The sequence below is a fragment of the Curtobacterium sp. AC273 genome (genome assembly GCF_979253735.1).
In genome coordinates, this window is the sequence record NZ_CEEDDU010000002.1 from 233,935 (window position 1) to 248,124 (window position 14,190).

Below are 14,190 nucleotides of genomic sequence, written 5' to 3' on the forward strand. Positions count from 1 at the left end.
CGGTTTCGCCATGTGCCTCCCGTGCGTCACGGGGCCGGGCTCCGTGCGCTCAGCGTTCCGACCGCGGGATGTCGGAGGTCTGGATCGGCCCGGTGAAGAGCGCGCCGTCCTGCTGGTCCGGGCTGAACAGCGCCGAGGCGGACGCCGTCGACGCGGTGCGCCGCGACGACCGCGGCTCGGCCACGGCGTCGACCATGAGCACGCGCTGCACCGGCTGCGCGTCCGGGTGGGTGCGCTGGATCCAGGCGACGAGTTCCTCGCGGACGTAGCAGCGCAGGTCGAAGAGCGACGGGGCGTCGTGGGCGGTGACGAGCACCCGGACGTGCACGAACCCCTGCACGGCGTCCGTCACCTGCAGGACCTGCACGCGACGGTCCCACAGCTCGGTGCGCTCGAGGATGTGCTCGAGCTCGGCGCGCATCTCCCCCGGCCGGACCCGCCAGTCGAGATCGAACTCGACGGCGCCGAGCAGTTCGCTGTTGGTCCGCGTCCAGTTCTCGAACGGCGTGCTCGTGAAGTACGTCGACGGGAGCACGAAGCGCCGGTCGTCCCAGAGGTGCACGACGACGTAGGTGAGGGTGATCTCCTCGATGCGCCCCCACTGCTGCTCGACCACCACGACGTCGTCCACGCGGATCGACCCCGAGAAGGCGAGCTGCATGCCCGCGAAGACGTTGCCGAGCGTGGACTGCGCCGCGAGACCGGCGATGACCGAGATGAGCCCCGCCGACGCGAGGACGCTCGCGCCCGCCGCCTCGACCCCGGGGAAGGTCAGCAGGATCGCGCCGACGCCGATGATCACGAGCACGGCGACGGTCAACCGGCGGAGCACGAGGACCTGCGTCCGGATCCGTCGGGCGACCCGGTTGTCCGGCACGTCGACGCGGTAGCGGTGCAGGCCGAGGCTCTCCAGGAAGATCGCGATCTCGCACGCCAACCACGTGCCGACGCCGATCGTCACGATGAGGAAGGTGTGCGAGACCTCGTCGCGCCACGGGTACGCCGCGGCGTCGCGCGGATGCTCGTCGAGAACGCCGCCCACACGAGGGCGACCAGGAGGATGGTCCGGGCAGGGTGCTTCGTGCGCCGGGAGAGCACGGCGGCCCAGCGCTTCCGCCGGGCGACCGCGCGGAACACCAGGTGCAGGACGACGGCGGCGACGGCGGTGACGAGGAGCGCGAAACCGATCGCCACGAGGAGTCGGAGGAGGATGTCCATCCCTCCATCGAAGCAACCGACGACGGACGTCGTCCAGGGAGGCGACCGGTCGGACGTCGGACGCGACCAGGCAGACGACAGGAGGCGCGGTGCCGGACCGGCACCGCGCCTCCTGGCAGGGAGAGTCGTTACTTCGACGTGAGGGAGTCCACGTAGTCCTCGTGCTCGCCGACCCACTTCTTCACGATCGACTGGTACTCGGACTGGTCGGCCCCGCTGTTCACCAGCGCGTCCTCCAACGAGTACAGCGTGTCGGAGTCCATCTCGAACGACTGCAGCCACTTCTGCGCCTGCGGGAAGTCGTCACCGAAGTCCTCGTTCACGATGGTGTGGATGCTCTCGTTCTTGCCGAGCGCGCCCTTCGGGTCCTCGAGGTCCTTCACGTCGAAGGCGTTGTACGCCCAGTGCGGACGCCAGAGGGTGACGACGATGTCGCTGCCGTCCTTCTCGGACTTCTTCAGCTCGGAGAGCATGGCCGGCGTCGAACTCGTCACCAGGTCCCAGTCCTCCAGGCCGTAGGCCTTCATGACCTTGTCCTTCACCAGGGCGGTCTCGCCGGCACCCGGCTCGATGCCGACGATCCGGCCACCGAAGTCGTCCTTGTGCGCGGCGAGGTCGGCGAGGGAGTCGATCGGTGCGTCGGCGTTCACCGTGAGCTCGAGCGACGCCTGGTCGTTCCACGCGCCGAGGTCCTCGAGCGTCTCGCCGTACTTGTCCATGTACTGCTTGTGGGTGTTCGGCAGCCAGGTGTCGAGCACGGCGTCGTAGTCGCCCTGCGCGAGTCCCTGGTACGCCGGCGCGGGGTCGGCGTAGTCGAGCTCGACGTCGTAGCCCTTCTGCTCGAGCACGTACTTCCACAGCTCGCTGGCCGCGGTGTCCTCGTCCCAGCCGTTGAAGACGACCATCTTCATCGACTTCTGGTCGCCGTTCTCGACGGTGCCGGAGGCGCTGCCCGACCCGGGGGGGCGAGCAGGCGCTGAGGGCGAGGGCGGCGACGGCTCCGAGGCCGAGCGCGGACAGGATCTTCGTGCGGTTCTTCATGGGTTCCTTCCTGGTTCGACGCGCGGACCGGGCGTGCCGGTGCCGCTCGTCGTCGTCACGACGTGCTGCCGTCGTGCGGTCGGGGGTCGTGCTGGGGGGCGTCGGTCAGACGGTCGCCGGGACCGGCTTGCTCGTCGCGGACCGCCTCGGGCTCCGTGGCGTCGCGTTCGCTCGCCGACGGGGCGGGGCGCTTCGCCGGCCGACGCCGCTCGGGGCGCTCGGCGCCGAAGGCGGCGGTGACCCGGTCGAGGACGATCGCGAGCATGACGACCGAGATGCCGGCTTCGGCACCGAGGCCGACGTCGATGCGGTTCAGGGCGTTCACGATCTGTCCGCCGAGCCCGCCGGCGCCGACCATGCCGGCGATGACCACCATCGACAGGGAGAGCATGATGACCTGGTTGATCCCGGCCATGATGCTCGGACGGGCGAGCGGGAGCTGGATCTGGCGCAGGATCCGCCAGGGGCTGGAACCGAACGCGGCACCGGCCTCGACGACCTCGCTGCTGACCCCGCGGATGCCGAGCTCGGTCAGTCGGACGCCGGGGGCGATGGCGAACACGATCGTGGCGATGATGCCGGGGACGGGGCCGATCCCGAAGAGGATGAGCGCGGGGATCAGGTAGACGAAGGCGGGCGTCGTCTGCATGAAGTCGAGCACGGGCTTGATGACCCGGCTCGCTGCGTCCGAGCGCGCTGCCCAGATGCCGAGCGGGACGCTCAGCACGACGGCGATGCCGGCGGCGACGAGCACGAGCGCGAGCGACTGCATCGCGTACGTCCACATGCCGATCGAGACGACGAGCGCGAGCCCGACGAGGGTCCCGACGGCGAGCTTCCAGCCCTTGGCCCAGAACGCGATCGCACCGAGGACGACCATCACCGCCCAGAACGGTGGAGCGGTGGTGAAGTACTCGATCCACTCGTAGAAGAACGTGAAGATCGCCGCGATGACGTCGAAGAGGCCGCCGAGGGCGGTGGTGATCCAGTCGACGATCGCGTCGACGGCGTCGCCCAGCGGGAGTCGGAATCCGAAGAGGCCGCTCATGCGTCTGCTCCGTTCTGGTCGGTCGTCGCGAGCGTCTGGTCGGTCGTCGCGAGCGTCTGGTCGGTCGTCGCGAGCGTCTGGTCGGTCGTCGCGAGCGTCGCGTCGAGGTCGGAGTCGGAGATGCGGGTGACCGGCTCGAGCACCGGGATCGGCATCGTCGAGGTCGGTACGTTGCCGAGCGCGGCGAGGAGCGTCACACGCGGGACGACCCCGAGCAGGCGATCCTCGTCGTCCACGACGGCGATCGGCAGCGGTGACTCGACGGCGAGCTCGAACAGGTCGGTGAGCGCCGTGTCCGGGGCGACACGGGCGTACTCGGTGTTCACGATGGCGTCGAGGTTCGTGTCCCCGGCCTTCACCTGCCGCATCACGTGCCGGTCGCGCACCCAGCCCTCGAGCTTCCGGCCGCGACCCGTGACGAACACGGCGGCGGTCTGCAGGTCGCGCATCGTGCGGAGCGCACCGCGCGGGCCGACCGTCAGCGGCACCACGGCCCGAGCGGGCTCCATGACGCTCGCGGCGGTGAGCACGCGGGCCCGGTCGACGTCCTGCACGAACTGGGCGACGTAGTCGTTCGCCGGGTCGGTGAGGATGTCCTCCGGCGACCCGATCTGGACGATCCGGCCGTCGCGCATCACGGCGATCCGGTCCCCCAGGAACATCGCCTCGTTGAGGTCGTGGGTGATGAAGACGATCGTCTTGCCGAGCCGCTGCTGCAGGTCGACGAGCTGCTCCTGCATCTCGCGGCGGATGAGCGGGTCGAGCGCGCTGAACGCCTCGTCCATGAGCAGGACGTCGGTCTCGGCGGCGAGCGCACGGGCGATGCCGACGCGCTGCTGCATGCCGCCGGAGAGCTCGTCCGGCTTGGCGTCCGCCCAGACGTCGAGGCCGACGAGGTCGATGACCTCGCGGGCCTTGGCGAGGCGGGTGGTCTTGTCGATGCCCTTCACCTCGAGGCCGAAGGCGACGTTCTCGAGCACGGTGCGGTGCGGCATGAGCGCGAAGTGCTGGAACACCATTGAGACGCTCGTGCGCCGGATCTCGCGGACCTCCTTCGGCGGCGCCTTCGTGACGGTCCGGCCGCCGATCTCGACGGTGCCGGCGGTCGGCTCGAGCAGCCCGTTCAGCATCCGGATGAGCGTCGACTTACCGGAGCCGGAGAGGCCCATGACGACGAAGATCTCGCCGGGGCGCACGTCGAAGGACGCGTCGATGACGGCGGCGGAACCGAGGTCGCGGACCTCGTCACGGGACGCGCCGGCAGCCAGACGGCGGACCGCCTCGCCGGGGCGTCGGCCGAACACCTTGTAGGCGCCGTGGACGCGCACGGCCGGCGCGCCGTTCGGGTCGTCCGGCGTGGTGGCACGCCGGTCCTGGGGTGGTGCGATGGTCAACGGTGCTCCTCGCGCGACCGTGGCGCGGGGAGGCGCACGGCGATCGCGGTGTGGTTGCGGACGGGTCGTCCGGCACCGTGTTCGGCGGCACCGCATCGAGCCCGCGCACCGGTTCTGCTTCACCGGTCAGGCGCAGGGCGAGCGATCACGCACGCGGGGGTCGTACTCGGGACGACCCCGGTCCGGCCGACCGTACGGTCACCTCGAGCGCTGCATGGTCGGCAGTGCTCAGAATGGACGCGTCCTGATCGTCGGTGTCCCTGAAGGGACGTTCAAGGCTATCCACGGGTGTCCCCCGTCGCGAATCGAGGTCCGCCGGAATCCCGGCAACGGTGTACCCCGAACACGGCGTGTCGCCCGCGCTGCTGCTGATCGAGATCGTGATCGGGTCGTTACAGTTCAGCCGACTCACATCGCCGTGTGCCGCCCCGCTCCACTCCACCTGTAGCGTGACGCGCATGACAGCGCAGAACGACACCGGCGTGAACCGTGCGCCCGCGAACGACTTCTCGCACGAGCAGGAGGGCTACCAGCACGGGCTGAAGCCCCGGCAACTGCAGATGATCGCCATCGGCGGCGCCATCGGCACCGGCCTCTTCCTCGGAGCCGGCGGTCGCCTGCACACCGCGGGCCCCGCGCTCGCGCTGACCTACCTGATCGCCGGGATCTTCGCGTTCTTCATCCTCCGGGCGCTCGGCGAGCTCGTGCTGCACCGCCCGTCGTCAGGGTCGTTCATCTCGTACGCCCGCGAGTTCTACGGCGAGAAGTTCGCCTACGCCGCCGGCTGGATGTACTTCCTGAACTGGGCGATGACGTCGATCGTGGACACCACCGCGGTCGCCATCTACCTGCAGTACTGGTCGGCGTTCACCGCGGCACCGCAGTGGCTGCTCGCGCTCATCGCCCTGGTCGTCGTGCTCGCCGCCAACATGGTCGCGGTCAAGGTCTTCGGCGAACTCGAGTTCTGGTTCGCCCTCATCAAGGTCGCGGCGCTCGTGACCTTCCTGGTCGTCGCGATCATCTGGCTCGTCTTCGCGTTCCCGGTCGAGGCCGGCAGCGAAGCGGTCCGCACCGGGTTCTCGATCTGGGGCGACAACGGCGGGCTCTTCCCGAACGGCGTGCTCCCGGCCGTCATCGTGATCCAGGGCGTCGTGTTCGCGTACGCGGCCATCGAGCTCGTCGGGACGGCATCGGGTGAGACCCAGGACACCGAGAAGGTCATCCCCCGCGCCATCAACTCCGTCGTCTTCCGCATCGCGGTCTTCTACGTCGGGTCGATCGTGCTGCTCTCGCTGCTCCTGCCGTACACCGCGTACAAGGAGGGTGAGAGCCCCTTCGTGACGTTCTTCTCGTCGCTCGGCAACCCGCAGGTCGGCTCGATCGTCGGCGGCATCATGAACTTCGTCGTGCTCACCGCCGCGCTGTCGTCGCTCAACGCGGGGCTCTACTCGACCGGTCGCGCCCTGCACTCGATGGGCATGAACGGATCGGCTCCGGAAGTGGACCACCAAGATGTCGAAGGGCGGCGTGCCGTACGCCGGCATCCTGCTCACCGCGGCCTTCACCGTCGCCGGCGTCGTGCTCAACTACTTCGTGCCGAGCCAGGCCTTCGAGATCGCGCTGAACATCGCGAGCCTCGGGATCATCACGGCGTGGGGCACGATCATCCTCTGCCAGATGCGCCTGCGGCAGTGGGCGAAGCAGGGGCTCGCGAAGGAGCCGACGTTCCGCCTGCCCGGTGCCCCGGTGACCGCCTGGCTGACGCTGGCGTTCCTGGCGTCGGTCATCGTGCTGATGGCGATCGACTACCCGGTCGGCACCTACACGATCGCCTCGCTGGTGATCGTGATCCCGCTGCTCATCGTCGGCTGGTTCCTGCAGCGCGACCGGATCCTCCGCATCGCCGCCCTCCGCGAGGGCGTCACCGGGCCGTACCCGATCACCGGACGCGACCCCGCCAACCAGGTGCGCCGCGGTCCCGACGGGGACGGCGACGGCACCGACTGAGGTCGCTCGGCGGACCGTGCGCGGCGGACGGCGGTCCGCAGACACGTCGCTGTCCGCATAGCGACACGAGCCGTCCTCGGATGGCGGAGGGTCCGGCACCCGTCGGTACGATCGGCGGGTGCCGGACACTTCTGCCTCCCCCACGCTCGATCTCCAGCTGACCTGGCGAGGCACGTTCGGCCGTGTCCGGGTCTTCGACGACCGGGTGACCGCGGAGACGAGCTACGACCGCGACGGCCTGACGGCGGTGCCGATGGACGAGGTCCGGGGATGGCGACTCGGGCCGTGCGACTTCGACGCGGTGTGCGTCGAGTTCGTCGCACCGGACGAGACGTACCGCGTGCTGCTCGACACCTCCGACGAGCGGCTGGCCGAGCTGGCGCTCCGCCGGGTGCTCGGCACGCCCCTGCCGCAGGAGTCCTGAGCCCGGTCGGTCGGCCCGCTCAGTGGTCGTCCGGCGCGAACTGCGAGACGCGGAAGGTCGCTCCCTGTGGGTCCTGGAGCTCGACCGCACGCGTCCAGTACCCGTCCCAGGTGTCGAGCACGCGTCCGCCGAGCCGTTCGGCCCGCGCCGCGGCGTCGTCGCGGTCGGCCACGCGGAACGACACGTGCCAGTCGTCCGGTCCGCCGTCGGTGCCCTCGATCGCGGCGACGACGTCCGCGAAGCCCCCTGGCGCAGCGGCCTGCCGTTCGTGGATGGCCGGGTCCGACGTCGCTGCCAGGGTGCTCGCCGTAGCCGGGCAGGCAGACCATCGTGCTCGGTCCTTCGTGGACGTCCGACACCTGCCACCCGAACAGCCGCTCGTAGAACGAGATCGCCTGCTCGGGCTCGCGAGCGCGGAGATCGCTGAACACCCAGCCGCCCGGCGCGTTGACGTGCTGCGCACCGAGCCGCTCGCGCGCCTGCCAGAGCGCGAACGCGGCGCCCCGTGGATCGGTGCAGTCGACACCGCGACCGGCGGAACCCCGGGTCCGGCGTCGGCGGGTTCGGCGGCGGTCCCGCCGAGTTCGACCACGCGGGCGGCGGTCGCGTCGGCGTCGTCCACCGCGATGTACGTGGTCCACGTCGCGGCGTCGTCGCTCGAGGTGATCGCCCCGACGTCGCGCCCGTCGACGCTCACGATGCGGTAGGAGCCGGGCGCGCCCGGTGGCACGCGTTCCTCGGCGTCCCACCCGAACACGCCGGCGTAGAAGGCCAGTGCGGCGTCCGGATCGGGGGTGTCGGGCCTCGATCCAGCTCGGCACGCCCTGCGGGTACGAGCGAGGGGTCTCGTCGGTCATGGTGCCTCCTTGCGTCGGCCGGCGATCCACCGGATGCCCCTGGTCTACCCCGGACCGCCGACGCCGGGGCGCGCTGCCAGGGACGGTGCCGACCGGGCTCAGTCGTCGGTGTCGACCTCGTCCGTGACGACCGAGCCGGAGCCGGCATCGATCCGGACGCTGTGCTTCGTGCCGGACGAGTCGCGGACGTCACCCTCCCAGACGACCTTCCCGAGGTGGTCGTCGAGACCGAGCTCGGTGATCGTGCCGGCGTGCAGGTCCTCGAACTTCCGGACGGCGTCGCTGACGTCGAGGTCGGCCGCGGCGACGAAGCGCTCGTTCTCGGCCCTGTCGTCCGCGTCGGACTGCTCGGTGCGGGGCGACCCGTCCACCGCGGTGCCCTCGGCGTCGGTGCGCACCTCGTGCTCGTCGCCGTCGCCGGTCACCACGAGGACCTCGTACGCGGCGGCGTTCTGCTCCTGCTCGACCGAGAGCACGGTGCTGGACTCGACGGCCTTCCGGGCGGTCTCGACGGCGGCGAGCAGCGACTCGTTCGACGCGGCGTCGGCCGTGCTGCCCGAGGCGCCTCCGGTCGCCGCGCTGCTGCTGCCCGAGCCGGACCCGGCGTCGGCGGCGTCCGAGTCGTCGGAGGCGCACCCGACGAGGGCGAGGGAGGCGACGAGCGGCAGCGCGGCGAGTCCGGCGAGGCGGCGCGCGGTGCGGCTGGTGGTGGTGCGGACGGTGTCGTTCTGGAGAGCGTTCATGCCGGCAAGACTGCCGACCGGGTGCTGAAGCAGACCTGAAGCGCCCTGGTCAGCCACCGAGTGCGATGCGCACCTCGAACCGCGCCCCACCCGTCGGAGCGTCGGTCACCCGGACGGTGCCACCGTGCGCCCGGACGGCGTCGTGCACGATCGCGAGGCCGAGCCCGGCGCCGCCCGCATCGCGGCTCCGGGCCTCGTCGAGCCGGACGAACCGCTCGAACACCCGGTCGCGCTCCCCCGGCGGCACCCCGGTGCCGTCGTCGTCCACGGTCAGCACGGCGTCCCCGTCGACCTCGGCGAGGGCGACCGAGACTCGGGCGGTGGCGTGGCGGACCGCGTTGTCGACGAGGTTGCGGACGACGCCGGCGAGCACGCGGTCGTTGCCGAGCACCCGCGCCGGGCCGATCCCGGAGCCGTCGACCACCACGCCGCGCCCGCCCGGGTCCGCGCCGTCGGTACGCGCCCGCGCCCGGGCGACAGCGTCCAACGCGAGGTCGTCGAGGTCCACCGACTTCGCGGCACCGATCCCGCCCTCGTCGAGTCGCGAGAGCTCGAGCAGCGCGGACACGAGGTCCTGCAGCCGGAGCGCCTCCGACCGCACCACGCCGGAGAGCTCCCCGACGTCGACACGGTCCGGGTGCGCGACGGCGACCTCGGCGTGCTGCCGGATCGTCGCGATCGGCGAGCGGAGCTCGTGCGAGGCGTCGGACACGAACCGGCGCTGCGCCTCGGCAGAGCGGTCGAGTCGCTCGAGCATGGCGTTCATCGTCGTCGCGAGCCGGGCGATCTCGTCGCCCGTGTCCGGTACGTCGACCCGGGCGTCGGGACGGGCCGTGCGGATCGTGTCGACCTCGTCGCGCATCCGGTCGACCGGACGGAGCGAGCGACCGGTGACGACCCACGTCACGAGCCCCATCAGGAGCACCAGGACGGGGACGCCGACCGCCAGCAGCCCGATCGCGGCGCGCAGGGCGGTGTCGGACTGCTCGAGCGAGGCCCCGTAGACGAGCGTCGCCTCGCCGCCGCCGGGCAGGTCGACGTCGTCGGCGACGAGCAGCCACCGCTCACCGTCGTGGTCCCAGCGGGACTCGTCGGCGGTCGGCAGGGCGGGCGGGTCGGCGTCGTCGCCGTGGGCGAGCACCGAACCGTCCTCGGCGACGACCTGCACGAGGACGTCCTCGTAGCCGCTCACCGCCGCGGCGCCGTCGGCCTCCACGCGCGAGGACGCCTGCTCGAGCCCGGCCTCCGCCGAGGTCCGCACGCCGTCGAGCAGCACGAGCCGGAGCACCACGACGAACGCCGCGGCACCGACGAGGAGCGCCGCGAGCACGACCGCCACGGCCCCGAGCGTGGTGCGCGCGCGGACCGACCGGAATCGTCGACGGCCGGGCGACACACGGTCAGCCACCGTCCGCCGCCAACCGGTAGCCAGCGCCGCGGACGGTCTCGAGCGCCGTCCGTCCGAACGGCCGGTCGAGCTTCCGGCGGAGGTGTCCGACGTAGACCTCGACGATGTTCGGGTCCCCTCGAAGTCGACGTCCCAGACGTTGTCGATGACGTCCCGTTTCGAGCAGACCTGTCCGGCCCGCCGCGCGAGGAACTCGAGCACCGCGAACTCCCGGCTGGTCAGCTCGACGGGCGTTCCGGCGCGGGACACCGTGCGCGCGGCCGGGTCGACGACGAGGTCGCCGAGCGTCAGCATCGCCGGACGCTCGCGAGCGCCGCGACGGACCAGGGCACGGAGCCGTGCGACGAGCACGGGGTGCGAGAACGGCTTCGTCACGTAGTCGTCGGCACCGGCGTCCAGCGCCTCGACCTGGTCCCACTCGCCGTCCTTCGCCGTGAGCATGAGGACGGGGGTCCAGTCGCCGTCGGCACGCAGCTGGGCGCAGACCGCCCAGCCGCTGAGGCTCGGCATCATCAGGTCGAGCACGATCGCGTCGTACGTGAACTCACGGGCGTGCCACAGGCCGTCGACGCCGTCGTGCGCGACGTCGACCGCCCAGCCCTCGGCCTCGAGGCCGCGGCGCACGCCGTCGGCGAGCCGCACTTCGTCGTCGACCACCAGCACACGCATGGGTCGATCCTCCCGGGTCCCGCTGAAGCGCGCCTGAAGCGGGGTGGACGGGACCGGGCACCGGACTGGAGGCGCGGTGCGGGCCCGCCACGCGCCTCCAGGCCGTCAGCCGGTCGCGTCAGCCGGTCGCGTCAGCCGGTCGCGTCAGCCGGTCGCGTCGGCCGCCGCTCAGACGAGCAGGAGGATCCCGGCGACCACGGCGGCGACGGCGATCGCCAGGGCGATGAGGAGCAGCACGAGGTGCACCGTGTGGAAGGTCGTCGGCTTGCCGGCGGCGTCCCGCGCCCGGCTGTCCTTCGCGACGCGCTGGAAGAAGCGCGGCCAGGTGACGACGTTGAAGACGGCACCGATGAACAGGACGAGGGCTGCGAAGACGGTCACCCGACGATTCTAGAGCCGGGGGCGGTGGTGCTCGGCCGCCCCCAACGCGGCCGAGACCCACCCCGGCGGCCACACGATGTGTAGCACCTGCTACAAACCCTACACGGCACCCTCGGCGGAGTCGAGCCATCCAGTGGGATCGGTGTCCCGCTGTCGGCTACGCCGTCTCGAGGGCCGACTCGGCGTCGGACAGCGCGGTGCGCTCGGCCTCGCTGAGGGGTCGGCGCGCCTGCCGCGCGCCGTCGTTGATCTCGACGATGAGCCGGCTGAGCCGGGTGGCCGGGTCGACCGACTCCGGGTAGGCGTTGTCGATCCCGACGCGCTCGTGCAGGGGCGCGAGCCGGTGCAGTGCGACCTCGACCCGGCGCGACCGCCGACGGCGCGACACCTGGTGACCGATGACGAGCAGGAGCATCCCCGACGAGACGCAGATCACCGCCCCCGGCGTCGTGACGTCGTACGGCAGTGCCAGCGCGTGCGTGGTGTCGAGGTCGCCGAGCACGTGCGCCAGGTCCATCACCACGACGACCACCATCCGGACGACGCCGAGCACGCCGCCGAGCACGAGCACCCACAGCCCGACGAGGTCCGTCGTGGTGCGGGCCTCCCGGAGGCGCAGGACGCAGATGAGCCCCGTCGCACCCAGAGCCACCCCGAGGTAGACCGTCTGCGCGATCGAGTACACCGAGGCTGCCGGGTGCTGCCCAGCGTCGAGCATGAACGTCGTCGTGGTCGGCGGCTTGTCGAGCACCGTGAACGCCACGACGACCACGACCACCACGACGGCGCAGGTGACGACGATCGCGTTCCGCAGCCAGGGCCGCGCCGCCCCGACCGCCTTCGCCACGCCCCACAGCAGCGTGCTCGTGCCGGCGACCATGAGGCAGTCGCTGATCACCGTGACGACGTTGAACCCGCCGAGCAGCGGATCGAGCCAGCGGTACAACGGGTCGACGTTCGTGACGATCGTCGCCGCGAAGAGCAGGAAGGTGACCGCGAGGGTCCGGTCCTGCCGACGCTGCAGCACGAGCAGCGTCACGGTGCCCGCGATGAGGAGGAGCGCCTCGACGACGGAGACGATCACCCTGAAGACCCCGCGGAAGGCACTCGGACGGTCGCGGTGGTCGCGGATGAGCCCGGCCAGCCGGTCGGCGAAGACCTCGGCCTCGTGCTCGTACTCGTTCGAGAACAGTCCGCGGACGAGCGCCCGCTCGACCTTGTACTCCGGCAGGTCCGGGATGACGTCGCGGATGTACGCCGCCTGGGGTGCATGGTCCTGGTGCCGGTGCAGGATGTGCCCCAGCTCGTGCCCGATCACGAACGACCGGAAGGTCCGGCGACGGCCGTCGGCGAGATCATGATGAGGTGCTGGCGCTCGAGCGTCGCGACGAACCCGCAGACCGGCTCCGCCGCGAGGAACGCCTCTTCGCGCACCACGATGGGCTTGCCGACCACGGCGGCCGCGGCGGACACGGCCTGGTCGACGTCCGACCAGCCCTCGGCGGCGCCAAGCGCCCAGAACTCCGCGACGAAGTCGGCCCGGTCGGCTCCGGCGGTCTGGTCCCGCGTCATACGACGCTCCCCCGCTCGGACTCCTCCTCGAGGACCTCGGCGATCCGGCGGAGCGCCTCGGGCGAGAGCTCGCCGGGGAACGTGCGGGCCGCGAACCCGCTGACCCGCGCCGACCGGAGGGACCGGACGAGCGCCAGCTGCGCACCGATGCGCTCGGGGACGTCGCTGTCCTCGAGCAGGAACCGTTCGTCGACCTCGAAGTACCCGGCGAGCAGCCGCAGGAGCCCGGTGTCACGGTTCCGCCGACCGTCGCCGGACAGCATGTAGGTCCACTTGGCGCGGGACAGCGAACCGCCCTGCTCGGCGACGTACTCCTCGATCGCGGCGAACGGCACGGGCGACCCGCGCTGGGCCTCCTCGAAGTCGAGCAGGAGGTTCAACCGGCGCGCGAGTTCGGCGGCGTCGAGGACGCCGCCCTTCGGATCTGCTGTCGCCATGTCGATCGGACTCCTCCCCAGCCGCACGTCGTGCAGGACATGCTAGCGCGGCGCGCTCCGGCGGCGCGGCTACCCTCGGAGGGTGCCCGCCGCCTACCCGACCACGATCGCGGAGCCGGTCGAGCACGAGATCGTGATCACGAAGTCGCGCTTCATCACCACCGTCGCGCCGGTCGCCGACGTGGCGGACGCGGACCGCGTCATCGCCGAGGTCCGGCGCCGCCGGTGGGACGCCGGGCACAACTGCACCGCGATGGTGACCGGGGTCCTCGGGGACCAGGCGCGCTCGTCCGACGACGGCGAACCCTCCGGCACCGCCGGGGTGCCGATGCTCGAGGTGCTCCGGCGGCGGGACCTGACCGACGTGGTCGCCGTCGTCACCCGGTACTTCGGCGGGGGTGAAGCTCGGGGCCGGCGGCCTCGTCCGCGCCTACTCGACCTCGGTGTCGGAAGCGCTCGACCGGACCGCCCTCGTCCGGCGGCAGGCGCTCACCCGGGTCACGGTGGACGCACCGCACGCCGACGCCGGACGGATCGACAACGTCCTGCGCGACTGGGTCCGGCACCACGGCGCCACGCTGGGTGACCCGGTCTACGCCGCGACCGCGACCTTCGAGCTGTGGGTCCCGCGCGACGCCCTCGACCCGCTCCGCGCGGACCTCGCCGCGGCCTCGGCCGGCGTGCTCCAGCCGGTCGTCGGCGAGGAGCGCGTGGTCGACGTCCCGCGGGCTGAGCGCCGACGAGATCGCAGCCGAGCAGCACGTCGGGCGTGTCTCGCCGGAGTGCCTATCCGGTCCGGGAACGACGAAGGCCCCGACTCGATGAGCCGGGGCCTTGCTGGTGCACCCCCCTCGGACTTGAACCGAGAACCCACTGATTAAGAGTCAGTTGCTCTGCCAATTGAGCTAGAGGTGCATGTTGCGCTTCGCTGCTGCAACGGGAAACAACAATAGCATGGGTTTCGCGTGCTCTTGACCACTCGGGGCACCGA

General features: G+C 71.5%; 15 protein-coding genes, 1 tRNA gene and 2 pseudogenes. 4 read left to right on the plus strand and 14 right to left on the minus strand.

The genetic code is table 11. From position 1 onward, the window contains the following. Window positions 1–49 precede the first annotated feature (49 nt). The 5 genes from ACZ8AI_RS04040 to ACZ8AI_RS04060 all read right to left on the minus strand — a co-directional run bounded on the left by ACZ8AI_RS04040 (window position 50) and on the right by ACZ8AI_RS04060 (window position 4,695). Window positions 50–1,042 (minus strand): mechanosensitive ion channel family protein, encoded by a 993-nt coding sequence (locus ACZ8AI_RS04040; RefSeq protein ID WP_464856697.1) that lies wholly within the window; start codon window positions 1,040–1,042, stop codon window positions 50–52. Continuing rightward, window positions 958–1,218, minus strand: a complete 261-nt coding sequence (locus ACZ8AI_RS04045) for a hypothetical protein (RefSeq protein WP_464856699.1) — start codon at window positions 1,216–1,218, stop codon at window positions 958–960. Before ACZ8AI_RS04045 ends, ACZ8AI_RS04040 begins: the two co-directional genes overlap by 85 nt. A 128-nt stretch (window positions 1,219–1,346) precedes the next feature. Further along, on the minus strand, window positions 1,347–2,123 hold the full coding sequence (locus ACZ8AI_RS04050) for a glycine betaine ABC transporter substrate-binding protein (protein ID WP_464856701.1): 777 nt from the start codon (window positions 2,121–2,123) through the stop codon (window positions 1,347–1,349). A 191-nt stretch (window positions 2,124–2,314) separates the two neighbouring features. Further along, window positions 2,315–3,307: an ABC transporter permease gene (locus ACZ8AI_RS04055; protein ID WP_464856703.1), complete on the minus strand. Its 993-nt coding sequence runs from the start codon at window positions 3,305–3,307 to the stop codon at window positions 2,315–2,317. Further along, window positions 3,304–4,695 carry a quaternary amine ABC transporter ATP-binding protein gene (locus ACZ8AI_RS04060; RefSeq protein ID WP_464856866.1) on the minus strand — a complete coding sequence of 464 codons (1,392 nt, stop codon included), beginning with the start codon at window positions 4,693–4,695 and terminating at the stop codon, window positions 3,304–3,306. Before ACZ8AI_RS04060 ends, ACZ8AI_RS04055 begins: the two co-directional genes overlap by 4 nt. Window positions 4,696–5,159: 464 nt before the next feature. Between ACZ8AI_RS04060 and ACZ8AI_RS04065 the strand changes: the two are divergent. Next, window positions 5,160–6,708, plus strand: a pseudogene (locus tag ACZ8AI_RS04065) (amino acid permease). A 118-nt stretch (window positions 6,709–6,826) separates the two neighbouring features. Then, window positions 6,827–7,132: a hypothetical protein gene (locus tag ACZ8AI_RS04070; RefSeq protein WP_464856705.1), complete on the plus strand. Its 306-nt coding sequence runs from the start codon at window positions 6,827–6,829 to the stop codon at window positions 7,130–7,132. A gap of 19 nt (window positions 7,133–7,151) precedes the next feature. On the opposite strand, the gene ACZ8AI_RS04075 is transcribed toward ACZ8AI_RS04070, so the two are convergent. The 8 genes and pseudogenes from ACZ8AI_RS04075 to ACZ8AI_RS04110 form a co-directional block, all read right to left on the minus strand. Beyond that, complete coding sequence (locus ACZ8AI_RS04075) at window positions 7,152–7,889, minus strand: VOC family protein (RefSeq protein WP_464856707.1); 738 nt, start codon at window positions 7,887–7,889, stop codon at window positions 7,152–7,154. Between the two features lie 198 nt (window positions 7,890–8,087). Continuing rightward, window positions 8,088–8,732 carry a PepSY domain-containing protein gene (locus tag ACZ8AI_RS04080; protein ID WP_464856709.1) on the minus strand — a complete coding sequence of 215 codons (645 nt, stop codon included), beginning with the start codon at window positions 8,730–8,732 and terminating at the stop codon, window positions 8,088–8,090. Between the two features lie 49 nt (window positions 8,733–8,781). Further along, window positions 8,782–10,128 carry a sensor histidine kinase gene (locus tag ACZ8AI_RS04085; protein ID WP_464856868.1) on the minus strand — a complete coding sequence of 449 codons (1,347 nt, stop codon included), beginning with the start codon at window positions 10,126–10,128 and terminating at the stop codon, window positions 8,782–8,784. A gap of 4 nt (window positions 10,129–10,132) precedes the next feature. Beyond that, window positions 10,133–10,809, minus strand: a pseudogene (locus tag ACZ8AI_RS04090) (response regulator transcription factor). Window positions 10,810–10,977: 168 nt separating this feature from the next. Further along, window positions 10,978–11,190 carry an SCO4848 family membrane protein gene (locus ACZ8AI_RS04095; RefSeq protein WP_464856711.1) on the minus strand — a complete coding sequence of 71 codons (213 nt, stop codon included), beginning with the start codon at window positions 11,188–11,190 and terminating at the stop codon, window positions 10,978–10,980. A gap of 157 nt (window positions 11,191–11,347) precedes the next feature. After that, entirely contained in the window at window positions 11,348–12,508 is a 1,161-nt protein-coding gene (locus ACZ8AI_RS04100; protein ID WP_464856713.1) for a hypothetical protein, read from the minus strand. Then, on the minus strand, window positions 12,505–12,762 hold the full coding sequence (locus tag ACZ8AI_RS04105; protein WP_464856715.1) for a hypothetical protein: 258 nt from the start codon (window positions 12,760–12,762) through the stop codon (window positions 12,505–12,507). Before ACZ8AI_RS04105 ends, ACZ8AI_RS04100 begins: the two co-directional genes overlap by 4 nt. After that, a complete protein-coding gene (locus ACZ8AI_RS04110) occupies window positions 12,759–13,199 on the minus strand; it encodes a hypothetical protein (protein WP_071292001.1) in 441 nt (146 codons plus the stop codon). The genes ACZ8AI_RS04105 and ACZ8AI_RS04110 overlap by 4 nt, the downstream gene beginning before the upstream one ends. A gap of 82 nt (window positions 13,200–13,281) precedes the next feature. Here ACZ8AI_RS04110 and ACZ8AI_RS04115 point away from each other — a divergent pair, with 82 nt between their 5' ends. Then, window positions 13,282–13,785, plus strand: coding sequence for an IMPACT family protein (locus ACZ8AI_RS04115; RefSeq protein WP_464856717.1), 504 nt, complete (start codon window positions 13,282–13,284; stop codon window positions 13,783–13,785). Then, a complete protein-coding gene (locus tag ACZ8AI_RS04120; protein WP_464856870.1) occupies window positions 13,703–14,080 on the plus strand; it encodes a DUF1949 domain-containing protein in 378 nt (125 codons plus the stop codon). The genes ACZ8AI_RS04115 and ACZ8AI_RS04120 overlap by 83 nt, the downstream gene beginning before the upstream one ends. Here ACZ8AI_RS04120 and ACZ8AI_RS04125 read toward each other — a convergent pair. Next, a tRNA-Lys gene (locus tag ACZ8AI_RS04125) sits at window positions 14,038–14,114 on the minus strand. The two genes, ACZ8AI_RS04120 and ACZ8AI_RS04125, sit on opposite strands and share 43 nt — an antisense overlap. Window positions 14,115–14,190 lie beyond the last annotated feature (76 nt).

What these genes read in the sequence shown, in the direction of transcription:
- ACZ8AI_RS04050 (WP_464856701.1), bottom strand. Translation starts at nt 2,123, where the DNA reads ATGGTCGTCTTCAACGGCTGGGACGAGGACACCGCGGCCAGCGAGCTG.
- ACZ8AI_RS04110 (WP_071292001.1), bottom strand. Translation starts at nt 13,199, where the DNA reads ATGGCGACAGCAGATCCGAAGGGCGGCGTCCTCGACGCCGCCGAACTC.
- ACZ8AI_RS04045 (WP_464856699.1), bottom strand. Translation starts at nt 1,218, where the DNA reads ATGGACATCCTCCTCCGACTCCTCGTGGCGATCGGTTTCGCGCTCCTC.
- ACZ8AI_RS04080 (WP_464856709.1), bottom strand. Translation starts at nt 8,732, where the DNA reads ATGAACGCTCTCCAGAACGACACCGTCCGCACCACCACCAGCCGCACC.
- ACZ8AI_RS04105 (WP_464856715.1), bottom strand. Translation starts at nt 12,762, where the DNA reads ATGACGCGGGACCAGACCGCCGGAGCCGACCGGGCCGACTTCGTCGCG.
- ACZ8AI_RS04055 (WP_464856703.1), bottom strand. Translation starts at nt 3,307, where the DNA reads ATGAGCGGCCTCTTCGGATTCCGACTCCCGCTGGGCGACGCCGTCGAC.